Genomic DNA, 21,702 nt, shown 5'->3' with positions numbered 1-21,702 from the left:
TTGAATGTTAAACCGCTTTCGCGAGCAAGCCCGCTCCCACGGGTTCTGTGATGTTGGTTAGAGGGGTTGCAACGGCATGGTCAACTTGACCCGCAACCCATCCGGTCGGCTGTCGAAATGCAGGGTACATCCGCAACGCTGGACGATGGCCTGGACAATCGCCAGTCCCAAGCCGCAGCCGGTGCTCTGGCCGTTGCGCCAGAAACGCTGGGTCAAGTGTTGCAGATCATCTTCGGCAATGCCCGGGCCATGGTCGCGCACCACAAACTGCACGCGATTGCCGGTGGTTTCCAGACTCAGCTCCACCGGCCCGTCACCGGGGGTGTGACGCAGGGCGTTGTCCAGCAGGTTGCGCAGCGCCGCGATGGACAATACAGCCGGCATTTGCACCGGCGCGTGAGAGATCTTCGGCGGTACCTGGAATCTGATTCGCTGGCGATCCCCGCTGGCGGCGTCCTGAATCGCCAGTTTAGCCACTTGCTCGGCGCTGCATTGCGCACCATCGTCGAACGACAGACTGCCCTCGACTCGCGCCAGCAGCAGTAATTGTTCAAGGGTCCGATGCAGGCGATCAGCGCCCTCTTCGGCCCGGGCCAGGGACTGATCCCGGGCCGCGCCTTCGGTCATGCGCGCCACTTGCAGGTGAGTCTTGATCGCTGTCAGCGGGCTGCGCAACTCGTGGGCCGCGTCACCGGTCAGCCGCCGCTCGCGCTCGATGGTCTTGCCGATTCGCTGCAACAGCTGATTCTGGGTATCGAGCAAGGGTTGCAGTTCACTGGGCAACGGCTGGATCTGCAACGGTTCCAGGGAATCGGCGCTGCGCCGCTTCAAGGCATCGCGCATGCGGTTGAGCGGCGCCAGTCCCTGACCGATTCCCAGCCAGAGCAGGCACAGGCAGCCAAGCAACGCCACGCCTACCGGCACCGAGGCGGCCAGCAGGATCGACAGGTTCAGGGCTTCGCGCTCGATCTGCCGATCGGCAGTGGTGATGCGCAGATCGCCACGGGCCAGGGTGAAACTGCGCCACGGCGCGCCGTCGATCATCTGATCGTGGAAGCCCAGCTTCTCGGCTTCCAGGGTCTGTTGCGGGTCAGTGTGACTGCGGGCGAGGATTTCGCCACGCAACGAGCTGACCTGACACGCCATGCCGCCGGGGATATTCAGTTGTTCGGCGCTGAAATGGGTGCCCTCGCCCTTGCTCGGCAACGCCGGCAATTGCTCCATCAGCCCGGCGACCATGCGCGCCGAGGCCACCAGCCGCTGGTCCAGGGAGAACATCATCTGATTGCGCAGATCACTAAGCATCCAGGCTGCCGCCAGCGCCCAGATCAGCGCAAAAGCGGCACCTAGCGTGAGGCTCAGGCGCAAACGCAGGCTCATCACTTCGATTGATCTCCGCCATCCGCCGGCCCCAGGCGATATCCCAGGCCGCGCACGGTCTCGACGATTCCGTTACCCAGTTTACGCCTCAGGTGATGGATATGAACGTTGAGGGCGTTGCTTTCCAGTTCGTCGTTGAAGCCGTAGACACTGTCCTTCAGCTGTTCGGTGGACAGCACCCGGCCACGGTTATGCAACAAGGCCTGCAACAGTGCCTGCTCACGACGCGACAGGTCCACCGGTTGGCCGCCGAGGATGGTTTCGCGACTGCTCGGATCGTACGTCAGCGCACCGTGCTCGATCAGGTTGACGCTGCGGCCCGCCACTCGGCGCAACAAGGTGTGCAGGCGCGCCGCCAGTTCGCGCAGATCGAATGGCTTGAGCAGGTAATCGTCGGCGCCGGCCTGCAAACCGTCGACCCGGTCGGTGACCGAGTCCCGCGCGGTGAGGATCAGCACCGGAATCTCGAGGCCATGATGGCGCAACTGCTGCAACAGCTTCAGACCGTCTTCGTCGGGCAAGCCGAGGTCGAGCACCATGACGTCGAATTCGGCGACCTTGAGCATTGCCCGGGCCGCCGAGGCGGTAGCTACGTGCTCCACCGTCAGGCCTTGTGCGGTCAGGCCGGCGACGATGCCGCTGGCGATCAGCTCGTCGTCTTCGCAAACCAGTACGTGCATGGGAGCTCCCTGAGCAAAAACATGAGTGGAACAGGTGAGGATTAAGACCAAATTATGACGAGTGCTTCGACGGACGAGAAGCGACTTCGTGACGTTATGCTGCCGATCTGGTTCACCATCAAATTTAGACGAGGCTTACATTGATATAATCGATTCCCGGCAACAGTGATTCCGCGTCTAAATTTGACACATACAAACCATTCTAAACATCAACACAAAACACTAATCTGGCACCAGCAAACAGCAACTCATACAACCACAAACCTATAAAGGACATAAAATGGCTACTTCAAGAGACTTTGTCGCTATCGACTGGCGCGCAGGAAAAGACAAATGCTTCTTTTTTTTCAAAGACACCAATACTTACAGCCGATTCGATCTCGGTGACAACCGGGTACCGGAAGGCTACCCAAAACCGATTAAATACAGTAACTGGCACGATTTCCACGCACATGCCAGAAACCTGCGATTCGGGTTCGCCTGCACTGTATTTGACGGCCGGAACCTTGACAAGGACATTCTCTGGCTCTTCTATTATGATGCCTCTACCCCGATGGTTTGCAAATATGATCAGGACACTGACCAAGTCATAAAAAACTATCGCGTAGAAGACACTGACTGGAAAGATCTCCTTCCGTTTTTCGATCATATCGTCGCGGGCACATGGTGGCAGACCTCTGTAGAATACCCGTTTAAATTTCGTTTCCTCACTAACGACGGGCGTTCAATCTGGATTAACCATAGCACGCATCTGGCGCGAGGTTCCAAGCCACCCAGAGTAAGGGCTGAGCCGCTCACTAACAGCACGTGGCCCGGTCTGGTGCCGTACAAGGACCGAATCATTACCGCCGCACAAAACAATCGCTCGTTTGGCGATAGTTACCTCTATATTTTCCTCACCAACAATGAATACATTGCCTATAATATTCATGAAAACAAAATCGAATACGGCCCAAAAGAAGTCAATGACGGCACCTGGCCCGGCCTGGTACTGCCATCAAGATCTGAAATATCAGATACAGGGCCTGGTGCTGAAATATCAGATACAGAGTTTAATTTTGGCAACAGTCACGATGAGAGGTGATTAAGCAGGGGATGATCACCGCCGTCCATGCTGAGCGCCTGGACTGCTCGTGTAAGTATTGCTGGTGTCGGATTAGAAAAAAACCGAGGGAAAGCCGCTTCGATCAGAAGGCGTATCTAAAATCAACTGAAAGGACTCAGACATGAAAACATTAAAAAACTTTGTCGCCGTCGACTGGCGTGCAGGAAAAGATAGAATTTACTTTTTCTTCAAGGATGACAACACGTACAGCCGATTCGATATTGGTGAAAACGCAACACCCGATGAGTATCCTGCGCCGGCCAACTACAATAACTGGCACGACTTTCACAAGCACGTTAAAAATCTGCGATTTGGATTCACGACCACCAATATTGAGAATGAACCTTCAGGTGGAAGTGACCAGGATCATCTTTGGCTCTTCTATTATGAAGGCAGTACGCCCATGGTCTGCAAATATGACCAGGATGCTGACAAGGTCATCAGAAACTATCGCGTCGAATCTTCAGTATGGCACACCCTCCTTCCTTACTTTGATCGTATCGTCGCAGGAGTATGGTGGCGAACGTATGCTCCCGGCATCTCGGGAAAATTTCGATTCCTGATGAATGATGGCAACTCACTATTTCTTGATTTTAACTTCCCGCAGCGTCCGCCCCACTTCAAAGAAGGGATTCACGAACTGACAATAGCGCCCATAACCAACACCACATGGCGTGGGCTTTCGCCCTACAAGCATCGAATGATCAGCGCAGCACAAAACGATCGAACATTTGCCGACAGCTACCTGTATATATTCCTGACTGACAACGAGTATGTCACCTATAACATCGATGAGGACAAACTCGAATACGGTCCGAAAACAGTCGATGACCACACCTGGCCCGGACTGTTACGCGACTGAGCTTCCCAAGCCCATGGCAGCATTGCGCGGCGGTTAATCACCGGTTAATCGCCGCCCGCCATTGTGCACCTCACTTGCACAGGGACAAGGCTTACCCATGCGTCGACTGTTTCTATTTTTCGTTCTCCTGATCTCGGGCCTGGCCCAGGCCGGGACCAATCCGTTCGAAACCAAACCTGACTTTCTTCCCGTCGGCAAGGCGTTCGTCTTCACCTCTGAACGCCTGGAATCCGGGGAAACCCAGCTCTATTGGCAGATCGCGGATGGCTACTACCTGTACCAGCAACGGCTCAAATTCGATGGATTGCCGACAGAACACAAACCTGTACTGCCAGAGGGCGAATCGCACAGCGACGAGTTCTTTGGCGAGCAGCAGGTCTATCGCCAGGGCCTGGAGCTGAAGATTCCAGCGGGAGCCACGGGCCAGATCAAGGTGGGCTTCCAGGGTTGTGCCGACGCCGGACTGTGTTATCCGCCGCAAACCCAGATGGTGGATCTGGGTGGGAGCCCTGACACATCGGCCGTTGACGAAGCACCTGATCAAGCCTTGGCCAGCGGCCTGCAACAGCGAGCATTGGGCTGGAGCCTGCTGGTGTTCTTCGGTCTGGGGCTGCTGCTGGCCTTCACCCCTTGCACACTCCCCATGCTGCCGATCCTCGCCGGTTTGATTGTCGGCAGTGGCGCCACGCCCCGACGCGGGTTTGCCCTGGCCAGCAGCTATGTGATCTGCATGGCGCTGGTGTATGCGGCGATGGGAGTACTGGCGGCGCTGCTGGGCGCAAACCTGCAGGCATTGCTGCAGAATCCCTGGCTGCTGGGCACCTTCGCCGCGGTGTTCGTGCTGCTGGCGTTGCCGATGTTCGGATTCTTCGAGTTGCAATTGCCGGTAGCCGTGCGCGATCGCCTGGAAAATGTCTCTCGCAACCAGCGCGGCGGCAGCCTCATCGGCGCTGGCGTCCTGGGGGCCGTCTCCGGTTTGCTGGTTGGCCCCTGCATGACCGCTCCGTTGGCCGGCGCTCTGCTCTACATCGCGCAAAGCGGCAATGCGCTGCATGGCGGGCTGATTCTGTTCGCCATGGGCATCGGCATCGGCGTACCGCTGCTGTTGCTGGTGACGGTCGGCAATCGCTTCCTGCCTAAACCAGGCGCGTGGATGAGCCTGCTCAAAGGCGTGTTCGGTTTCCTGTTCCTCGCCACTGCGCTGCTGATGCTGCGTCCGGTGCTGGCACAATCGCTGTGGGTCGGGCTGTCGGGTGCATTGTTGTTGATCGCCGCCTACAGCGCCTGGAAGCAGTCGGAAGGGTTCGGGCGCATCGCTCACCTGTTCGGTGCCAGTTCGCTGTTGCTGGGTATATGGGGCAGCCTGCTGCTGATCGGTGCCGCAGGCGGCAGCGATGATCTGTTCAAGCCGTTGCAGGTCTACAGCGCTACAGGCTCAAGCAGCGCCGCAAGCCCTGTCGGTCACGACGCCTTCACCACCATCAAGGACCCCGCCTCCCTGCAACGGGAGCTCGATGCGGCACAGGCACAAGGCCAATGGGTGCTGCTGGACTACTACGCCGATTGGTGTGTGTCGTGCAAGGTCATGGAAAAACAGGTGTTCGGCAAAGCCCATGTACTGCAAGCATTAAGCGATGTGCGCTTGCTACGGCTGGACGTCACCGCCGACAATGCCGCCAGCCGCGAACTGCTCGGCCGTTATAAGGTGCCGGGGCCACCGAGCCTGCTATGGATCGGCGCCGACGGCATCGAGCGCCGCAGCCAGCGCATCACCGGCGAGGTCAATGCCGACACCTTCCTGCAACGTTGGACCACCACCCGAGACGCCCGTTAATGCTGACCTTTACCCTCGGCACCTTTGCCATTGCGCTTAATCACCTGCTGTTGATCGGCGCCCTGGCGCTGGCGACCTTTGTCGGCTGGCGGGTGGCCAAGCGCGGTGGCGAGAACCCCGAGTCGGTGCTGTTCAGTCTGTTCCTGCTGGGCATGCTGGCGGCGCGAGTGGGGTTTGTCGTCCTTTACTGGACCCATTATCGGGACGATCCGTGGCAGGTGATCGACCTGCGCGACGGCGGCTTTCTTGCCTGGCCGGGCGTGATCGTGCTGCTGCTCGCCGGCTTGTATCGAGGCTGGCGTCGCCCGGGCCTGCGTCGCCCCCTGGGATTCGGCGTGGCCAGCGGTCTGGCGTTCTGGCTGCTGGCGACGTTCTCCCTGACGATTTACGAGCAAGGCACACGCCTGCCGGAAATCACCCTGCGCAATGCCGCTGGCGAAACCGTGCAATTGGCCGACTACCAGGGCGGCCCGCTGGTCATCAACCTGTGGGCCACCTGGTGCCCGCCCTGTCGCCGGGAAATGCCGGTGCTGGAAGACGCCCAGCAACAGCGCCCGGACCTGACCTTCCTGTTCGTCAACCAGGCCGAAAGCATGCAAAGCGTCAGCACCTTTCTGGAAACCCAGGGCCTGAGCCTGTCCAACGTCTTGTTCGATGGCAGCGGCCGATTGGGCCAGGCCGTCGGCTCCATGGCATTGCCGACTACGCTGTTCTATAGCCCCGAGGGTCGCTTGCTGGGCAGCCATCTGGGAGAACTGTCGGAAGCCAGCCTGGCCCGCGCCCTGGAAAACTTCGACACCTCTAATCCTGCCACACCAGCCACTTCTTCAAGGAATCCGCCATGCCCCGCCTCCGCCACCTGTTGACGCTGACCCTGGGTGCCACCCTGCTGCACCTGCCGTCGGTGCAGGCTGCCGAAGAACTGCCCGAAGCGATCAAGAAGATCGAAGCCAAGGGCGCGAAAATCATGGGTCAATTCGACGCACCCGACGGTCTGCGTGGTTATGCCGCGCAGTATCAGAACCGTGGCATGGCACTGTACCTGACCCCGGATGGCAAACATGTGCTGCTGGGCAATCTGTATGACGCCCAAGGCAATGACCTGAGCAGCGCGCCGTTGCAGAAACTGGTTTACGCTCCGATGGCGAAAGAAGTCTGGGGCAAGCTGGAAACCAGCAGCTGGATCGCTGACGGCAACAAGGACGCACCGCGGGTCGTCTATATGTTCAGCGACCCGAACTGTCCTTACTGCAACATGTTCTGGGAACAGGCGCGGCCGTGGGTGAAGGCCGGCAAGGTGCAATTGCGTCACATCATGGTCGGCATCATCCGTGAAGACAGCCCTGGCAAATCTGCGGCGCTACTGGCCGCCAAGGATCCGCAGAAAGCGCTGCAAGACCACGAAGGTGCCGGCAAGGGCAGCTCGCTCAAGGCCTTGAAAGAAGTGCCGCCGGCGATTCAGGCGAAGCTTGCTGCGAACATGCAGTTGATGGAGGAGCTGGAGTTGTCCGCAACCCCGGCGATTTTTTATATGGATGACAAGGGTGAGCTGCAACAGCAACAAGGCGCGCCATCGCCGGACAAGTTGGTGAAGATTCTCGGGCCTAAATAATAGTTCGGCCGTTGGATTTGTGGTGTCAGCAATAACGCCATCGCGGGCAAGTCGGATCGCCGCACCGCACGCTCCCACAGGTTTTGTGTCGTTCACAATATTTACAAACGACACCCTACCTGTGGGAGCGTGCGGTGCGGCGATCCGACTTGCCCGCGATGGCGTCTGTGTGACCGACTAATTTCTCTCAGCCAAAAACGTCAGCAATGCATCTGTGACGAACGGCGGATTCTCCAGATTGGAGATATGCCCCGCCTCCGGCACCAGCACGTACGGGCAACCGATCAACTCGGCCATTTCGATGGTTTCCGCCGGTGGCCGCGGTTGATCCTGGTCACCACAGATCAGCAGCGTGGTGTCAGCGTTCAACTCGCCCAGGCGCGGCAACAGATCATCCCGGCCAAACGTAATCCGCCCCATCGGCACGATGCTTGTGCGCAGGCGATCCGACGGCAGCGCCGCCAACGAAGCACGGAAGTCCTGATAAAGCGCCGACTGCGGGTCGATACCGGGACGGAAGAAGATCGGCACAATGATATCCAGCAGCTGTGGCGTGATCACGCCGGCCTCTTCGATCTGCCTTAACAACGAGAAATAATATTCACGGGTCGGATCCGGCTCGTGACCGAGATAGGTGTCCATCAGCACCAGGCCGTCGACTCGCCATGGCGCCGACAAGGCCAGGCGCGCGCCCCACATGCCGCCGACCGAAAGCCCCACCAGCGTGACGCGTTCGATGTCCAGATGATCGAGCAAGGCCAATCCCTGGCGCGCGATGTCATCCAGTGACGTGGTCGTCTGCGGTATGGGCCCGGACTTGCCATGGCCCCACAGGTCCGGGGCGATCACCCGGTATTGTTGCGACAACGCGGCGATCTGTGGCGCCCACATGGCCTGGTCCCACAGATAGCTGCCAGCCAGCAGCACTGCCGGGCCTGTACCTTGATCGATGTAGTGAAGCGGTTGTCCATCTATTGTGACGAAGGGCATCGGCTGATTCCTTGGTGAAATTGGATTCACTAAAAGAGCAGAGGCAGCCTGAGCTGGCCGCAAACAGCAGTCAACGCGCAAATATGCGCAAAATGTGCCGGCCCCTTCGCGAGCAAGCCCGCTCCCACATTTGAACGCGTACTCATGGAGCATACGGTCTAATGTGGGAGCGGGCTTGCTCGCGAAAGGGCCCTTACAGACGCTAAAGAATCAAAACCCCTCCAACTCCGCCATCAGATCATTGAGGCGATCGACCTTCTCCTCGGTGATGTCACTCGCCGCCAACCCTTCGATGTACTCCGCCAATTCCTCCACCGTGCTGCACTCGAACATCGCACGCAGCGGCACATCGCGTTGCAAAGTTTTCTGCACCCGCGAAGCAATCTGCGTCGCCAGCAGCGAATGCCCGCCCAGCTCGAAGAAATTGTCGCGAACGCCGACCTTCCCGACCTTCAGCACTTCGGCCCAGATATCAGCCAACGTCTGCTCAAGCGTATTACGCGGAGCCTGGTAGTCCTGGCTCTGCAACTGACCGATCTCCAACACCGGCAGGGCCTTGCGATCGAGTTTGCCGTTGGCGTTGAGCGGCATCCGCTCGAGCCACAACCAGTGCAGCGGCACCATGTATTCCGGCAGCTCGGCGCGCAGGCGCTGCTTGATGCGCTCCAGGCGTTCGCTCGGACTCAGTGGCGATTCCGCCGCCACCAGGTAACCCACCAGATGCTTGCCGTTGCTGCCCTCCTGCACACCCACCGCCGCCTCACGGACTTGCGGTTGCTCGTGCAGACGCGCTTCGATTTCACCCAACTCGATGCGGTAACCGCGAATCTTCACTTGATGGTCGATGCGACCCACGTACTCCAGCACGCCGTCACTGCGACGACGGGCCAGGTCACCGCTGCGGTACAGGCGTTCACCCGGCGCACCGAACGGGTTCGGCACAAACACCTGGGCGGTGCGTAACGGGTCGCTGACATAACCGCGACCGACCCCGGTGCCTGCGACACACAACTCGCCCACCGCACCCAACGGCACCAATTCCAGTGCGCCATCGAGCAGGTATAAACGGTTGTTGTCAGTCGGCGTACCGATCGGTAGATAACTGCCACGCGTCGACGCCATGTCCACACGGAAGAAGGCCACGTCATCCGAGCATTCCGCCGGGCCATAGGCATTCACCAGTCCGATGTCCGGGTAACGCAGCAGCCATTGGTGTGCGAGTTCCGGCGGCATCGCTTCACCGGTCGGCAGCATCCAGCGCAGACCGTCGAGGCTCATGCGTTCCTGGGCGAGCATGCCCTGGATCAGGGACGGCACGCTTTCCAGCACGGTGATGCCCTGGCTCTGGACATGGGCCAGCAAACCTTGCGGGTCGTGGGCGATGGTGTTCGGCACGATAGCCACCCGCGCGCCGAACAACGGCGCGGCAAGGAACTGCCAGACCGAAATATCGAAGCTTTGCGAGGCGGTCTGGGCGATCACATCGGCTTCGCTCAGGTTCAGGTATGGCACCTTGCTCAGCTGGTTGTTGAGCATGCCGCGCTGCTCGACCATCACCCCCTTCGGCAAACCGGTGGAGCCCGAGGTATAGATCACGTAGGCGAGATTGTCCGGGCCGCTGTAGAGGCCAGGATTCACCACCGATACATCGCTCGCTTGCACCTCTTCCCAGACCAGCAACTTCGGTCGATTTGCGCACCCGAACTCATCAAGCAATGCCTGTGCCTGCTCGCGGCAAGCTTGAGTGCAGACCAGCAACGGCGTGCGGCTCAGGTCGATGATCCGGCTCAAACGCTGACTCGGCAGTCCCGGGTCCAGTGGCAGGTAACCCGCGCCCGCCTTGAAGCTGCCGATGATCATGCCCAGCAGATCGAGATTACGTTCGGCCAGCAACGCCACCGGTTGATCCAGCCCGACGCCGGCCGCGACCAGCGCATGGCCGAGGCGGTTGCTGCGCTGGTTCAGCTCAAGGTAACTGTGTCGCTGATCCAGGCAACTGGCGGCCATCCGCTGCGGATGCCGAGCCACCTGCGCTTCGAACAACTCGACGTAACTCTGCTCCAGCGGATAATCGTGCTCGCTCTGGTTACAGCCATTGATCAGGAACTGCTGTTCCTCGGCACCCAACAGCGGCAAGTCAGCCATGTCGCCATGGAAGCCTTCAACCAGTGCCAACAGCAAACGCTTGAACTCCCCGAGCATGCGCTCGACGGTCGACTCGTCGAAATAACGTTGGTCGTAGGACAGGTGCAGCCCGAGGTCATCGCCCGGATAGCACACAGCGGTCAGCGGGAAATTGGTGTGGGTACGGCCCGAATCCGAGGTCGCGTTGAGGCTCTGCGCACGGTCCAGCACCGAGACTTCCACCGGCGCATTTTCGAACACGAACAGGCTGTCGAACAACGGCTGGCCCTTGGGCAGCTCGCTGTTTTCCTGAATGTTCACCAGTGGCAGGTATTCGTACTCGCGCAGTTGCATGTTGCTGTCGAGCAAGCCGCTCAGCCACTGGCGCACGCTGCAACGCTGGTCGTCTTCCGGCATTTTCACCCGAAGCGCGATGCTGTTGATGAACAGGCCGACGGTGCGCTGCATCTCCGGCATCTCCACCGGACGTCCGGCCACGGTAACGCCGAACAGCACGTCGCGATCGCCGCTCAAACGCCGCAATACCAAGGCCCACGCCGCCTGGGCGAAGGTGTTGATGGTCAACTGATGCGCCTGGGCCAGCTCGCGCAGTTGCACGCCGTCACGGGCATCAAGTCTGGTGTAGCAGTCACCGACGATCATGCCACCGCTGTCACCGGCATGTTCACGCAGGAACGGCCGGTCACTCGGAATCGGCGTGGTGCGTTCGAAACCTTGCAGGTTGGTTTTCCACCACTGCCGTGCCTCGGACAGGCTCTGGCGTTGCAGCCAGCCGATGTAATCGCGATAACGCGACGGCACCGCCAGCTGCGCTTCCCGACCTTCGTCGAGGGCGGTATAGATCTCGAAGAAATCGTTCATCAACAGCGAACGGCACCAGGCATCGATCAGGATGTGATGGTTGCTCATCATGAACCAGTAGCGCGCCGCGCCGACCCGGATCAGGCGCAGGTGGAAGGGTGCCTGGTTGAGCAGATCGAAACCGGCCTCGCGCTCGCTTTTGAGCAGCGCCTGCAACGTCGGCTCTTGTTCGGTTTCAGCCATCGCCGTCCAGTCCAGGTACTCGATCGGCGTGTTGCCCGGTTTGTGGATCACTTGCAGCATGTCTTCGCCGACGTTCCAGCAGAACGACGCTCGCAAGGCTTCGTGACGGGCGATCACCGCTTGCCAGGCCTGGGCGAAACGCTGCGGGTCGAGCTCGCTGTTAATGCGGTAACGGTCTTGCATGTAGTAGAGGCCGGTGCCCGGTTCCAGCAGGGTGTGCAGCAACATGCCTTCCTGCATGGGCGTCAGTGGGTAGACGTCCTCGATGACGGCGGCGGGAACCGGCAGCGCATCCAGTTGCGGCTGGGTCAACCTGGCCAGCGGGAAGTCCGACGGCGTCAGGCCGCCCGAGTCGTCCTGCAGGCAATGCTCGATCAGGCTCTGCAATTGCGCGAGATAAGCCTGCGCCAATTCGCTGATGGTCTGCGGGTCGTGGCGTTCGGCGCTGAAGGTCCAGCGCAGCACCAGCTCACCCCCGTAGACCTGACTGTCGACGCTGAGCTCGTTGGGCAGCAGCGCTTTCGGATCGTGCGCGGCACCGACCGGCTCATCCAGCGGACGGAACATTGCATCATTGCCGAAACTCTGGTCGAACTGGCCGAGGTAGTTGAACGTGATCGGCGCCACCGGCAGTGCAGCCATGGCCTGGCGGCACAGATCATCGGCCAGGTAGCGCAATACGCCGTAACCCAGACCTTTGTGTGGCACCGCGCGCAGTTGTTCCTTGATCGCCTTGATCGAGGCGCCCTGCCCGGCGGCTTCTGCACTGTCGACTGGCGTCAGGCGCAGCGGATAAGCACTGGTAAACCAGCCGACGGTGCGGGTCAGGTCGATCTCGTCGAACAGGGTTTCGCGGCCGTGGCCTTCGAGTTGAATCAGTGCCGATTGCTCACCACTCCAGCGGCACAACACGCGGGCCAATGCCGTCAGCAACAGGTCGTTGACCTGGGTGCGATAGGCACTTGGCGCCTGCTGCAGCAATTGCCGGGTGCGGTCGCTGTCGAGGCGGACGCTGACGGTTTGTGCATGGCGATTCTGCCGACTGCCCTCGGGACGTTCACAGGGCAATTGCGCGGCCGGCCCTGCCAGCTGCGACTGCCACCAGCTCAGTTCTTCGCGCAGGGATTCGCTGCCGGCATACGCCTGCAAGCGTGCGGACCAGTCTTTGAAGGCACTGGTTTTTGCAGGCAGTTTGACCGACTGTTGCGCGGTCAATTGGCGATACGCGGTTTGCAGGTCGTCCAGCAACACCCGCCAGGAAACCCCGTCCACCACCAGGTGGTGAATGACGATGAACAGCCGTTGCCGATCCCCGGGCGCATCGACCAGCAATGCGCGCACCAGCGGTCCCTGCTCGAGGTCAAGGCTGCGCTGGGCATCGGCGAACAGCGCGGTGCATTTATCCATGGAGGATACGTACACTTGCCAGAGCACCGGCGCCTCGCAAACCGCCTGGTGTTCTGCCGTCCATTGCCCTGCCGCTTCAGTAAAACGCAAGCGCAAGGCGTCATGCTGATCGATCACGGCCAGCAGTGCCGCTTCAAGTCGATGGGGTTCCAGGGCCAGGGTCGGTTCCAGCAGCAACGCCTGGTTCCAGTGCTGACGCTGTGGAATTTCAGTGTCGAAGAACCAGTGCTGGATCGGCGTCAACCGCGACTCGCCGGTGATCAAACCCTGTTCGGCGCTGAGCTGCTCGACACGGGTCGCCACGGCCGCCAGGGTCTGCACGGTCTGGTGCTGGAACAGGTCCCGCGGACTGAAGTGGATGCCCTGCTGCCGCGCCCGGCTGACCACCTGGATCGACAGAATCGAGTCGCCGCCCAGTTCGAAGAAGTTGTCGTCGAGCCCCACCTGCTCGACGTTCAGCACTTCGCACCAGATGTCAGCCAGGGTCAGTTCAAGCGCGTTGCTCGGCGCCACGTACTGCTGGCGGTTCAGCTCCGGATCCGGTGCCGGCAGTGCGCGACGGTCGAGTTTGCCGTTGGCGTTCAGCGGCCAGTGAGCCAGCAAGATCAGGTGCGTGGGCACCATGTAATCCGGCAGTTGCGATTTGAGGTGAGCCTTGAGGGATTCGCGCAGTCGGGCCTGTTGCCTTTCGTCCTGCTCGGCGACCGCGGTGACCACGTAGCCCACCAGTTGTTTACCACTGGGTGCATCGAGCGCCAGCACCACCGCTTCACGTACCGCTTCGTGTTCCAGCAGACGGGTTTCGATTTCGCCCAGTTCGATGCGGAACCCGCGAATCTTCACTTGATGGTCAATACGCCCCAGGTACTCCACCAGACCATCGGCGCGCTGACGCACCAGGTCGCCGGTGCGGTACAGACGCCCGCCATCGACGGCGAACGGATCGGCGACAAAACGCTCGGCCGTCATGCCCGGACGCTGGTGATAACCCTGCGCCAGACCGGCGCCACCGACATACAACTCACCGGTCGCGCCTTGCGGGACCAGCGCCAGATCGGCGTCGAGGATGTAGGCCACGCGTGCGCCGATCACACTGCCGATCGGCACGCTGCCCAGCCCTTCCTCCAACTGTTCAGGCGCCAGGCTGGCCAGCGGCATGACCACGGTTTCGGTCGGGCCGTAGGCGTTGAAGAACAGGCTCGGCTTGAACGCCGCGCGGATCCGCTGCAGGTGTTCACCGGTCAGGGCTTCGCCGCCGGTGATGCACATGCGCACCGGTAGCGTCTCGTTTCGAGTCGCCAGCCATTGCGCCAACTGGCTGCCGTAGCTCGGAGTGAAGCCCAGGACGTTGATGTGGTGGCGACGAATCAGACCGCAGATTTCTTCCGCGTCCCACTGGCCTTGGGCGCGCAGAACGACCTGCGCGCCGCTCAACAGCGGCACCAGCAACCGTTCGGTGGCCGCGTCGAAGTTGATCGAATAGAAATGCAGCTCGCAATCGTCCGGGCGCATGCCGAAGCGCTCGATCACCGCGCGGCAGTGCATGGCGATTTCGCCGTGGGACACCACCACGCCTTTGGGTTTGCCGGTGGAACCGGAGGTGTAGATCAGGTAGGCCTGATGTTGCGGCAGACTGATAAACGGCAGCTCGGTAGCCGGGTAATCGACCAGATCTGCGGCGTCCTCTTCCAGGCACCAGCGGGCGACAGTGGATGGCAACTCACCGAGCGCTTCGAACATCACCGCATCGCTGAGCAGCAAACCGATGCCACTGTCTTCGATCATGTAGTGCAGGCGATCCAGCGGGTATTCCGGATCCAGCGGCACGTAGGCGCCGCCAGCCTTGAGGATCGCCAACAAGCCGATGACCATCTCCAGCGAGCGTTCCAGCGCCAGACCCACCCGGACCTGCGGCCCGACGCCACGCTCGCGCAACATCCAGGCCAGGCAATTGGCGCGGCTGTCGAGTTCGGCGTAACTCAGGGTTTGTCCGGCAAAGGTCAGTGCCGGTGCATCCTTGCGCACCAGCGCCTGCTCGCTGAACAGATGATGGATGCATTGATCCAGCCGATGCTCGCCCGTCTCGACGCCAAGGCTGTCGAGCAGGTTTTGCTGTTCGCTCGCTTCCAGCAACGGCAGCTCACTGAGGCGCTGTTGCGGATCCGCCAGCAACGCTTCCAGCACATTGCGCCAATGCCCGGCCATGCGCGCAATGCGCGGTTCGTCGAACAGGTCGGTGCTGTAGGTCAGGCAGCAACCCAGGCGGTGATCGAGGTCGGTGACTTCCAGGTTGAGGTCGAACTTGGTCGCGCGAGCATCGTTGGCCAGGTACTCCACGGTCATGCCGGCCAGGGTGCGGCTCTGTTGAAACTCCCAGCGCTGCACGTTGCACATCACCTGGAACAGCGGGTTGTAGGCAGCGCTGCGCGGTGGCTGCAAGGCTTCCACCAGATGATCGAACGGCAGGTCCTGATGGGACTGGCCTTCGATCACGGTGTGGCGAACCTGCTCGAACAGCTCGCCGACGGACATCTGGCCGTCGAGCTGGCAACGCAGCACTTGGGTGTTGAGGAACGCACCGATCAGCCCTTCGCTTTCCGGACGAATCCGGTTGGCGACAGGGGCACCGATGCGCAGATCGTTCTGGCCGCTGTAGCGGTACAGCAGCACGGCCAGCGCGGCGGTCATGGTCATGAACAGGGTCAGGCCGTTTTTTGCGTTGAAGGCGCGAACCCGGGCGGCAAGCTCATCGCTGAGGTCGAAACGGAACAATTCGCCCCGATGACTTTGCACCGGCGGACGCGCACGGTCAGCGGGCAATTCCAGCAGCGGATGTTCCAGGCCCAGTTGTGCGGTCCAGTAGTCGAGCTGGCGCTGCCGTTCGCCGGACTCCAACCACCGGCGCTGCCAGACGCTGTAATCCAGGTACTGCACCGGCAGCGGTGCCAGCGGCGATTCGCGGTCCTCGACAAAGGCTTCGTAAAGCGCGCTCAGCTCACGGGCGAAGATGTCCATCGCCCAGCCTTCGGTGACGATGTGGTGCAGGGTCAGCACCAGGTAGTGTTCCTGCTCGGCGGTCTTGACCAGGCAAGCGCGCAGCAGCGGTCCGGTTTCCAGATCGAACGGCCGGTGAGCTTCGTCATCGGCCAACTGCTGGACCTGCCATTCGCGGCCATCGGCATCCAGCGCGGTGAAATCCTTCCAGTCCAGGCGCATGCCGGTTTGCGGATGAACCTGTTGGCGGGCCACGCCGTCGATACTCGGGAATGTAGTACGCAGGGTTTCGTGGCGCATGATCAGCGCCTGCAGCGCCGCTTCGAAGCGCCCGACATCGAGCACCCCGCGCAGCCGCGCCATGCCGCCGACGTTGTAGGCCGGGCTGTCCGGTTCCATTTGCCAGAGGAACCACATGCGCTGCTGGGAATAGGACAGTGGCACCGGTTGGCTGCGGTCGACTGTTTCAATGGGCGGCTGTTGGTTGGTGTTGCCATTGGCCTGGATCAGTTGAACCTGATCGACGAATGCGCCCAGTTCACTGTTCTCGAACAGCGCCCGCAGCGGCAACTCGACGTCGCAGGCTTGTCGGGTGCGGGAAATGATCTGCGTGGCCAGCAGCGAATGACCGCCGAGGGCGAAGAAATCGTCGCGCAGACCGACTTGCGCAAGGCCAAGGACTTCGCGCCAGATAGCGGCGATTTTCTGTTCCAGCGCGGTCACCGGTTCGACGTGTTCGCGCACTTGCCACTGCGGCTCCGGCAAGGCACGACGGTCGAGTTTGCCGCTCGGGCCCAGGGGCATTTCGTCCAGGCGCATGAGCTGCGCCGGGACCATGTATTCAGGTAACTCGGCCGCCAACGCGGCTTTCAGGCGTGCGGTTTGAGCATCAATTTCTTCAGTGGCATCGGTTGCGGTGTAGTAACCGATCAACTGTCCACCGGCCGCTGTCTCGCGTACCAGCACCACGGCTTGAGCGATGCCATTACAGGCCAGCAATCGCGCTTCGATTTCTTCGGGTTCAACACGGAAACCACGCAGTTTGACCTGCTGATCGAGACGGCCGAGGTATTCGATCACGCCGTCGGCGGTCCAGCGTGCACGGTCGCCGGTGCGATACAGACGCGCGCCTTGCTCGTCCAGCGGATCGACCACAAAACGTTCGGCGGTCAGGCCTGGACGACCCAAATAGCCCCGAGCCAAACCGATGCCGCTGATGCACAGTTCGCCCGGCACACCGGCCGGAACCGGATTGAGATCATTGTCCAGCACCCGGCACACCACATTGCCCAGCGGCCGACCAATCGGCGAGCGTTCGCCATCAGCGGCCGTGCAATGCCAATGAGTGACGTTGATCGCTGTTTCCGTCGGACCGTAGCGGTTGTGCAATTGCACCGCCGGCAGGTGTGCCAGCACCCGGTTGCGCAGCTCGGCGGGCAAGGCTTCACCGCCGGAGAAAACCCGACGCAGGCTGGTACATTCGGCGGCCAGCGGTTCGTCGATGAATAACGCCAGCAACGGTGGCACGAAGTGCAGCGTGGTCACACCGTACGTTTGAACGAGTTGCGCAATGTGGTGCGGATCGCGGTGTTCGCCGGGACCGGCAAGCAGCAACCGACTGCCGGTGATCAGCGGCCAGAAGCATTCCCACACCGACACGTCGAAGCTGATCGGCGCCTTTTGCATCAGCACGTCGGTGTCGTTCAGGCGATAGGTGTTTTGCATCCATTGCAGGCGTTCGGCGAGGGCCGCATGGGTGTTGCCCACGCCCTTGGGCTGGCCGGTAGATCCTGAGGTGTAAATCACGTAGGCAAGGTTGTCGCCGTGCAAGTGCAGGTCCGGCGCATGGCTCGGCCAGCCATCCAGATGCAAGGCGTCCATGGCGATTACGCTGACGCCATCGGCAGCCGGCAAACGGTCGAGCAACCCGGTCTGGGTCAGCAGTAATTCGACGCCGCTGTCGTTGAGCATGTAGGCCAGGCGTTCGGCCGGATAATCCGGGTCCAGCGGCACGTAGGCGCCACCGGCCTTGATAATCGCCAGCAAGCCGATCAGCAGTTGCGGCGAACGCTCGGCGGCAATGGCCACGCAGACATCCGGCCCGACGCCTTTGTCGCGCAGGTAGTGGGCCAGACGGTTGGCCTGGGTGTGCAGCTCGGCGAAGTCGAGTTGGCCGCCGTCCCACATCAACGCGATGCGCTCGGGAGTCAGGCGCGCCTGTTCGTGGAGCAGCTCCGGCAGCCACTGGCTGGCCGGGGTGCAGGGTGCGGCGCTCCAGCTGGCTTGCTGCGCGTGCTCGCTCGGGGTCAGCAATCGCAGGTTGGCGATGGCGGTTTGCGGCTGGGCGCAAACCGCTCGCAGCAGGTTGCAGAAATGCTCGGCCAGGCGCTCGATGGTCGCGGTGTCGAACAGCTCGCTGGCGTAGTCGAAGGACAGGCTCAGTCGACCCTTCTGGTCTTCCTCACTGTGCAGTTGCAGGTCGAACTTGGCTTCGCGACTGTGCCACGGCAGTTCTTCGGCGAGCAGCCCCGGCAGACGTTTCAAGGCGCCGAGATCCCGTTGCTGGTGGTTGAACATGACCTGGAACAGGCCTTGTTCGCGCGCCTGCGGGAAGGCTTCGAGCAGTTGTTCGAACGGCAAGTCCTGATGGGCTTGCGCACCCAATGCCGCCTCACGGGTTTGCGCCAGCAGCGTCACGAATGGCAGGCGCGAATCCACCTCGGCGCGCAGCACCTGGGTGTTGATGAAGAAGCCGATCAGGCCTTGGGTTTCCAGGCGCGGACGGTTGGCATTGGGCACGCCGATGCGGATATCGCGCTGGCCGCTGTAGCGGTGCAGCAGGCTCTGGAACGCCGCGAGCAACAGCATGAATGAAGTGGATTGGTGAGCCTGGGCGGTCTGGCGAATGGCATCACTCAGGGTCGCGTCCAAACGCCGGGTATGGCGGGCGGCGCTGTGAGTGTGTTGCGCCGAACGCGGGTGGTCCGTGGCCAGGCTCAGTGTCGGATGCTCATCGCCCAACTGCGCTTTCCAGTAGGCCAGCTGACGCTCGCCCTCCCCTTGCGCCAGCCATTGGCGCTGCCAGCTGGCGTAGTCGGCGTACTGCGTGGGCAATGTCGCAAGCGTCGCTGTCTGTCCCTGGGAAGCGGCGGCGTACAAGCGCGAGAACTCGTCGATCAGCACGTTCAGCGACCAGCCATCGGCGATGATGTGGTGCATCGTCACCAGCAGCTGGTGATCCTCATCATCGAGGCGCACCAGCGTCACCCACAGCGGCGGGCCTTGCTCCAGGTCGAACCGGGTGCGGGCTTCGTCCTCACGGATTTGCCGCGCACGGGCTTCACGCTCGGCGACAGGTAAATCACTGATGTCGATCCGTTGCAGATTGAAGGCGGCGGCATCGACCTGTTGCAGCGCCACACCGTCACGCTCGAAAAACCGCGTGCGCAGGGATTCGTGGCGTTCGATCAACTGCTCAAAACTGGCACGCAACGCGTCTTCATCCAGTTCGCCGCGCAAGCGCAAGGCACCGGGAATATTGTAGGCAGTGCTTTGCGGGTCGAGCTGCCAAGTGATCCACAGACGGTTTTGCGCCAGGGATTGCGGCATGGCTTCGCTGCGCGACAGCGTGGCGATCGATCCTTGGGCCAGGCCACCGTCCTGTTGCTGTTGAACAACTGCAGCGGTAAATGCACCGAGGGTCGGCGCTTCGAATAACAGGCGCAGGTTCAGCTCCAGGCCAAGTGCTTCGCGCAGACGCGCGACCACTTGAGTAGCGGCGATGGAGTTGCCTCCCAACAGGAAAAAGTGATCGTCAGCGTTGATCTGCTTGACCTGCAATTGCTCGCACCAGATCTGGCCGATCAGGGTTTGCAGTTCGCAGGCTGATTCAGTTGCAGATTGACTGTCGATGTCTGCCGACGGGAACAGCGCATAACGGTCGAGGCTACCGTCTGCCAGACGATTGCGGCACGCCGAGCGTTGCAATTTGCCGCTGGACGTCTTGGGCAGCGCACCCGGATTGAGCAGCACCACCACGCTCGGCGCTTCCTGATACGCCTCGGCCACCGCTTGGCGAATGGCTTTGATCAACGCCTCGGGCGGGAGGATTTTTTGCACGCTGCGGCTGATTTCCGCCGCGATGCCGATGCCTTCTTGCCCTTCAATGTTCACGGCGAACGCGGCGACGCGACCTTTGCGCACCACTTCCACTTCGCGCTCGATCGTTTGTTCAATGTCCTGCGGATAGAGGTTGTGCCCGCGCACGATCAGCATGTCTTTCAGGCGCCCGGTGATGAACAGCTCACCGGTGCGCATGAAGCCCAGGTCGCCGGTGCGCAGCCAGGTGCGGCCGGCGTGCTGGACGAAGGTCTTGGCGGACGCTTCAGGGTTGCGCCAGTAGCCGTGGGCGATGCTCGGGCCGCAAGCCCAGACTTCGCCGACGGTGTTGTCGGCCAGTTCGTTGAGCGCGCAGGGATCGACGATCAGTACAGCGTGATCTGGTTGGCTGATGCCGCAGCTCATGATCGCGCCGCCCTCGCCCGGCTCGACCCGGTTTTGCGCCAACGCTTGATCGTCCACCCGCAGGTGGCCAATACCCTGGCTGCGAGGGCTGCCGGCGACGAACAGCGTGCCTTCGGCCAGACCATAGGACGCCATGAAACTGTCCGGGGTAAAACCGCTCGCCGCGAACTTCTCGGCAAAGCGTTGCAGCGTGTCGAGGCGAATCGGTTCGGAGCCGGAATACGCCACGCGCCAACCGCTCAGGTCGAGGCGCTCCAGGGCCGATTCGCTGACCCGTTCGCTGCACAGCCGATAGGCAAAATCCGGCCCGCCGCTGATGGTGCCGCCGTACTCGCTGATCGCCTCCAGCCAGCGCAACGGCCTTGCGAGGAAGTAGGCCGGCGACATCAACACGCAGGGCACACCGCTGAAAATCGGCTGCAGCAGACCGCCGATCAGCCCCATGTCGTGGTACAGCGGCAACCAGCTGACGATCACGTCGTCCGGGTTCAGATCGATACCGAAGCCGTGGCGAATCAGCAGCTCGTTCGCCACCAGGTTGCCATGGCTGACTTGCACACCTTTGGGCAAGGCGGTGGAGCCGGAGGTGTATTGCAGGAAGGCGATGTGGTCGTCTTGCAGGTCCGGCGCGACCCAACGCTCGGCCAGGGCGCTGTCGAGGGTATCGACGCACAACAACGGCGGCGCGCCTTCGATTTGCGGCAACGCATCGCGCAGATCGGCGCTGGTCAGCAGCAGACGCGGTTCGGCATCGCTGATGATCGACAGCAAGCGTTCCTGATGATGACGACGGGTCGACTCCGGCGGATAAGCCGGCACCGCGATCACACCGGCGTACAGGCAACCGAAAAATGCCGCGACGTAATCCGGGCCACTGGGGAACAGCAGCACCGCGCGATCGCCAAAATCAGCCTCGGCTTGCAAGGCGCCGGCAATGATGCGCGCTCGCTGGTCCAGTTCGCGATAACTGAGCACCACAGCCTGATCCTCGGTTTCGGCGAGAAAACGCAAGGCCATCCGGTCCGGCGTCAGGGCCGCGCGGCGCTGGAGGGCTTGGACCAGTGTGCTGGGGAGTTCGAACGCGTCGGTCATGGGGTTTCCTGCCTGAATTCGGCTGTAGGAGCG

The 21,702-nt window shown here is 61.4% G+C and carries 9 protein-coding genes; 5 read left to right on the top strand and 4 right to left on the bottom strand.

Features of this window, described 5'->3' with window-relative positions:
• Positions 1-57: 57 nt before the first annotated feature.
• Together F8N80_RS11205 and F8N80_RS11200 are read right to left on the bottom strand one after the other, a co-directional pair.
• Complete coding sequence (locus tag F8N80_RS11205; RefSeq protein ID WP_150748651.1) at positions 58-1,383, bottom strand: ATP-binding protein; 1,326 nt, start codon at positions 1,381-1,383, stop codon at positions 58-60.
• On the bottom strand, positions 1,380-2,060 hold the full coding sequence (locus tag F8N80_RS11200) for a response regulator (RefSeq protein WP_150748652.1): 681 nt from the start codon (positions 2,058-2,060) through the stop codon (positions 1,380-1,382). The genes F8N80_RS11205 and F8N80_RS11200 overlap by 4 nt, the downstream gene beginning before the upstream one ends.
• A 280-nt stretch (positions 2,061-2,340) precedes the next feature.
• Here F8N80_RS11200 and F8N80_RS11195 point away from each other — a divergent pair, with 280 nt between their 5' ends.
• The 5 genes from F8N80_RS11195 (at position 2,341) to dsbG (ending at position 7,473) form a co-directional block, all read left to right on the top strand.
• Positions 2,341-3,144 carry a hypothetical protein gene (locus F8N80_RS11195; protein ID WP_224790667.1) on the top strand — a complete coding sequence of 268 codons (804 nt, stop codon included), beginning with the start codon at positions 2,341-2,343 and terminating at the stop codon, positions 3,142-3,144.
• A 142-nt stretch (positions 3,145-3,286) separates the two neighbouring features.
• On the top strand, positions 3,287-4,027 hold the full coding sequence (locus tag F8N80_RS11190) for a hypothetical protein (RefSeq protein WP_150748653.1): 741 nt from the start codon (positions 3,287-3,289) through the stop codon (positions 4,025-4,027).
• Positions 4,028-4,124: 97 nt separating this feature from the next.
• On the top strand, positions 4,125-5,861 hold the full coding sequence (gene dsbD / locus F8N80_RS11185; RefSeq protein WP_150783863.1) for a protein-disulfide reductase DsbD: 1,737 nt from the start codon (positions 4,125-4,127) through the stop codon (positions 5,859-5,861).
• Positions 5,861-6,727, top strand: a complete 867-nt coding sequence (locus tag F8N80_RS11180) for a TlpA disulfide reductase family protein (RefSeq protein WP_150748655.1) — start codon at positions 5,861-5,863, stop codon at positions 6,725-6,727. The genes dsbD and F8N80_RS11180 overlap by 1 nt, the downstream gene beginning before the upstream one ends.
• Positions 6,703-7,473 carry a thiol:disulfide interchange protein DsbG gene (gene dsbG, locus F8N80_RS11175; protein WP_150748656.1) on the top strand — a complete coding sequence of 257 codons (771 nt, stop codon included), beginning with the start codon at positions 6,703-6,705 and terminating at the stop codon, positions 7,471-7,473. Before F8N80_RS11180 ends, dsbG begins: the two co-directional genes overlap by 25 nt.
• 177 nt (positions 7,474-7,650) lie before the next feature.
• Here the strand turns inward: dsbG and F8N80_RS11170 are convergent, their stop codons facing one another.
• Positions 7,651-8,463, bottom strand: a complete 813-nt coding sequence (locus tag F8N80_RS11170) for an alpha/beta fold hydrolase (RefSeq protein ID WP_150783862.1) — start codon at positions 8,461-8,463, stop codon at positions 7,651-7,653.
• Between the two features lie 210 nt (positions 8,464-8,673).
• Positions 8,674-21,669 carry a non-ribosomal peptide synthetase gene (locus F8N80_RS11165; protein ID WP_150783861.1) on the bottom strand — a complete coding sequence of 4,332 codons (12,996 nt, stop codon included), beginning with the start codon at positions 21,667-21,669 and terminating at the stop codon, positions 8,674-8,676.
• Positions 21,670-21,702 lie beyond the last annotated feature (33 nt).

This window comes from Pseudomonas fluorescens, assembly GCF_902497995.1.
Lineage (GTDB): Bacteria > Pseudomonadota > Gammaproteobacteria > Pseudomonadales > Pseudomonadaceae > Aquipseudomonas > Aquipseudomonas fluorescens_BK.
This window is presented reverse-complemented; position numbering and strand designations above follow the sequence as displayed.

What these genes read in the sequence shown, in the direction of transcription:
- F8N80_RS11200 (WP_150748652.1), bottom strand. Translation starts at nt 2,060, where the DNA reads ATGCACGTACTGGTTTGCGAAGACGACGAGCTGATCGCCAGCGGCATC.
- F8N80_RS11195 (WP_224790667.1), top strand. Translation starts at nt 2,341, where the DNA reads ATGGCTACTTCAAGAGACTTTGTCGCTATCGACTGGCGCGCAGGAAAA.
- F8N80_RS11190 (WP_150748653.1), top strand. Translation starts at nt 3,287, where the DNA reads ATGAAAACATTAAAAAACTTTGTCGCCGTCGACTGGCGTGCAGGAAAA.
- dsbD (WP_150783863.1), top strand. Translation starts at nt 4,125, where the DNA reads ATGCGTCGACTGTTTCTATTTTTCGTTCTCCTGATCTCGGGCCTGGCC.
- F8N80_RS11180 (WP_150748655.1), top strand. Translation starts at nt 5,861, where the DNA reads ATGCTGACCTTTACCCTCGGCACCTTTGCCATTGCGCTTAATCACCTG.
- dsbG (WP_150748656.1), top strand. Translation starts at nt 6,703, where the DNA reads ATGCCCCGCCTCCGCCACCTGTTGACGCTGACCCTGGGTGCCACCCTG.
- F8N80_RS11170 (WP_150783862.1), bottom strand. Translation starts at nt 8,463, where the DNA reads ATGCCCTTCGTCACAATAGATGGACAACCGCTTCACTACATCGATCAA.
- F8N80_RS11165 (WP_150783861.1), bottom strand. Translation starts at nt 21,669, where the DNA reads ATGACCGACGCGTTCGAACTCCCCAGCACACTGGTCCAAGCCCTCCAG.